Annotated in this window: 3 protein-coding genes; 2 read left to right on the forward strand and 1 reads right to left on the reverse strand. The window is 68.8% G+C overall.

Annotation, left to right across the window (positions count from 1 at the left end):
* The coding region (locus ACE3TU_RS20375; protein ID WP_374627581.1) for a bifunctional 2',3'-cyclic-nucleotide 2'-phosphodiesterase/3'-nucleotidase at window positions 1-1,373 on the reverse strand (1,373 nt) is incomplete at its 3' end.
* Window positions 1,374-1,589: 216 nt separating this feature from the next.
* On the opposite strand from ACE3TU_RS20375, the gene ACE3TU_RS20380 reads away from it, so the two are divergent.
* A complete protein-coding gene (locus tag ACE3TU_RS20380) occupies window positions 1,590-2,513 on the forward strand; it encodes a neutral zinc metallopeptidase (protein ID WP_374627583.1) in 924 nt (307 codons plus the stop codon).
* 21 nt (window positions 2,514-2,534) lie between these two features.
* Window positions 2,535-3,362: a neutral zinc metallopeptidase gene (locus ACE3TU_RS20385; protein ID WP_374627585.1), complete on the forward strand. Its 828-nt coding sequence runs from the start codon at window positions 2,535-2,537 to the stop codon at window positions 3,360-3,362.
* Window positions 3,363-3,517 lie beyond the last annotated feature (155 nt).

Genomic DNA, 3,517 nt, shown 5'->3' on the forward strand with positions numbered 1-3,517 from the left:
AGGTCGGCGACGTTCTTGATCGCCACCGGGCCGACCGGCACGTCGGTGTAGTAGTCCGGGCCACCGCGGCCGCCGGCCTTGAACGGGGCCGCCGCCGACAGGATCGGCAGTCCGTCCCAGGACGTGCCTTTCTGCATCTGCGTGAGGTACCATCTCTGCGCGATGTTGACGATCTGCACGCTCGGGTCGTCGGCGACCAGGGCGAAGTAGGAGTGCAGCGGCGCGGCGGTCTCGCCGACGGCGCGGCGGACATAGGCGAGGGTCTCGTCGTGGTCGGCCTGGGCCGCGGCGAGCACGGTCCCGACGCTCTCGACCAGCGGCTTCACCTTGCCGTCGACGCGCTCGTAGATCGGGCGGGCCTCGGCGGTGTGCGACACGATCGACCAGGTGCCGTCATCGGCCTTCTCGAGCAGCAGGTCGATCAGGCCCATGTGCGAGCCCCAGAACCCGGCCATTACCGCCGGCTTGCCGTTGAGCGTGCCGGCGGCGGTGTCGGCGCCGGCGACGCCCTCGAAGTCCTTGGAATTGGGGAAGACCAGGTGCTGGTGGCCGGTGAAGACCACGTCGATGCCCTCGATGCCGGCGAGTTGCAGCGAGGCGTTCTCGCCGATGCCGATTTCGGCCGCGATGCCGGAGTGGGAGAGCGCGATGATCAGGTCGGCGCCCTCGGCCTTCATCTTCGGCACATAGGCCGCGGCGGTCGCGACGATGTCGCGGGTATTGACCTTGCCGGCGAGGTGGGTCGAGTCCCAGGTCATGATCTGCGGCGGCAGGAAGCCGATGAAGCCGAGCCGGATGGTGTGGCCGGCGCCGGCGCCGTCGGTCAGTTGCTTGTCGATGATGACGTAGGGCTTGATGTAGGTGGCGTCGGCCAGCGGGTCGGCGGCGAGCTCGCCCTTGACCAGGTTGGCCGAGACGATCGGGAAGTTCGCCCCGGCGAGGGCGGCGTCGAGGAACTCGAGCCCGTAGTTGAACTCGTGGTTGCCGAGCGTACCCACCTCGTAGCCGAGCGTGTTCATGGCGGCGATGACCGGGTGCGCCGCGTCGCTCAGGCCCTTTTCGTAGGCGATGTAGTCGCCCATCGGGTTGCCCTGGATGACGTCGCCATTGTCGACCAGCAGCGAATTGCCGGCCTCGGCCCGGATCGAATCGATCAGCGCGGCGGTGCGGGCGAGGCCGAGCGTGTCGTTGGCGGCGTCGGCGTAGTAATCGTAGGGAAACACCGCGACGTGCAGGTCGGTGGTCTCCATGATGCGCAGATGCGCCTGCCCGGCGGCCGCCTGCACCGCGAACGGGTGGAGCACGATGGCGGCGCCGACACCTGCGGTTCCGGCGAGGAAGGCACGACGGGAAATCGAGTAAGTGTAGCTCATTGACGTCTCCTGCAACCTTGAAGGGCGTCACGGCGGCAGCGGAATCGCCCAGCCGGGGTTCGCGGTCGCGGGGTGACGGGTGGCCTCAGATGCCGCCTCGAGGTGACGCTGCAATGACGGCGGCGTCACACATTGGCGCTTCCGGACCATCCGGTCAAATTTGCGGTGGGCGGGCCACTAGCGCTACAAGCAGTGTGCCGAGCCGGGAGTTGCGCAATGAAGTGGCAGGGACGCGAACGCAGTTCGAACATCGAGGATCGGCGCAGCCGCGGCAGCACGCCCGGCGGCGGCCTCGGTGGGGGATTCGGCGGGGGCTTCCCGCCGATCGGGGGGCGCCGAATCCCGACGGGGCGCGCGGCCGGCGGCGGCGTGGGCATCGTCGCGGTCATCGTCATCTTCGGGGTGCTGTGGATGCTGGGGGTCAACCCCATCGACGTGCTGACCAATGGCGGCGCGGGGACTTCGTCGCCGGGCACCAGCCAGTGGGCGCCGCCGGCCAGCAATGCCAGCGAGGATCAGCTGGCCGAGTTCGTCGGCGTCGTGGTCAAGGACACCGAGGACCTGTGGGGCGAGGTTTTCCGCCAGAACAACGCAAGCTACACCCCGCCCAAGGTGGTGCTGTTCACCGGGCGGACGCAGTCCGGGTGCGGCGTTGCCGACGCCAATTCCGGGCCGTTCTACTGCCCCGACGACCAGAAGGTGTATATCGATCTCAGCTTCTACGAGCAGCTGAGGCGGCAGTTCGGCGCGCCGGGCGATTTCGCGCAGGCCTACGTCATCGCCCACGAGATCGGGCATCACGTGCAGAACCTCACCGGCGTGCTGCCCGAGTTCAACCGGCTGCGCGGCTCGATGAGCCAGGCCGAGCAGAACGCCTATTCGGTGCGGGTCGAGCTGCAGGCGGATTGCTATGCCGGCGTCTGGGCCAACTTTGCCAGGCAGCAGAACTACCTCGAACAGGGCGATGTCGAGGAGGCCATCAACGCGGCCAATGCCATCGGCGACGACACCCTGACGCGCGGCCAGGTGACCGAGCGCAACTTCACGCATGGCAGCTCCGAGCAGCGCAAGCGGTGGTTGAAGCGGGGCATGAGCACCGGCGATGTCGGCCAGTGCGACACGTTTGCCGGCGCGATCTAGCCGGCGGAAGGGGAGACCGAGATGCAGCTGATCCCGCCGGCGCTGGCGCCGCATGTCAGGCGCTTCGGGTGGTCCGGCCTGGCCGCGGTGGGGCTGGTCGTCGTCATGCTGGCGGGGGTCAACCCGATCACGCTGATCAGCGGGCAGGTGTCGCCGCCACCGCCGCCGACCTCGATCACCGGGGTTCCGGCTGCCTCCGCGACGCCCGCGCAGCTCGCCGCCTATCCACCCGTGGTGGCGGGGGAGGCCGAGCTGATGTGGCGTCGGATGTTCTGGCAGACGGCGCTGCGCTGGCCGCAGATCAGCCTGTCGGTGATGCCCGACAGTTCGCAGTTCGGCTGCGGCATGGCCGGCAAGGACCTGACGGTGTTCTATTGCCCCGACAACCGGACGGTCTATGTCGATACCGGCGCCTATGAACGGCTCAGGCAGCGCTTCCCGCTCGGGGCCGACTTCGCGCTGGCGCACCTCGTCGCCGAGGCCTACGGGCACCACGTGCAGTGGACGCTGGGCGTATTCACCGATCTCACCGCCCTCAGGTCGCGCGGCGAGGCCGACGCGGCGGCGGAACTCGAACGACAGATCGATCTGCAGGGCGCCTGCTATGCCGCCATGTGGGCGATCACCGCCGGGATCGGCGAGCTCGACGACAATGCCGCGGTGATGGCGGCGCTCGACCAGGTCGAGGCCAACCGCCAGCGCGCCATCGTTTCGCTGCCGCTCGGGCGGGTCGTGGCGGAAGTGCTGGCGCTGGCCGACGACGCGGCGCGGAGGCGCTGGTACAGCCTCGGCTACGCCATCCCGGCGCCGGGCAGCTGCAAGCTCGAAAAGATCGCCGCCGATGGCTGAGCCGGGTCAGCGGTCGGCCTTCAGCACCCAGATCCGCATCGGGGTGCTCATCACCTCGACATAGTTCGAGGCGAACGCCCCCATCGAACGGACGATGAAGCCGCCCTCCGGGTCATAGAGCTGCATCAGGACGGGAGGGTTGGCGGCCACCCAGG

It is taken from the genome of Devosia sp. (assembly GCF_041917035.1).
GTDB lineage: Bacteria > Pseudomonadota > Alphaproteobacteria > Rhizobiales > Devosiaceae > Devosia_A.

Coding starts and splice junctions, on each gene's coding strand:
- ACE3TU_RS20380 (WP_374627583.1), top strand. CDS start 1,590: ATGAAGTGGCAGGGACGCGAACGCAGTTCGAACATCGAGGATCGGCGC.
- ACE3TU_RS20385 (WP_374627585.1), top strand. CDS start 2,535: ATGCAGCTGATCCCGCCGGCGCTGGCGCCGCATGTCAGGCGCTTCGGG.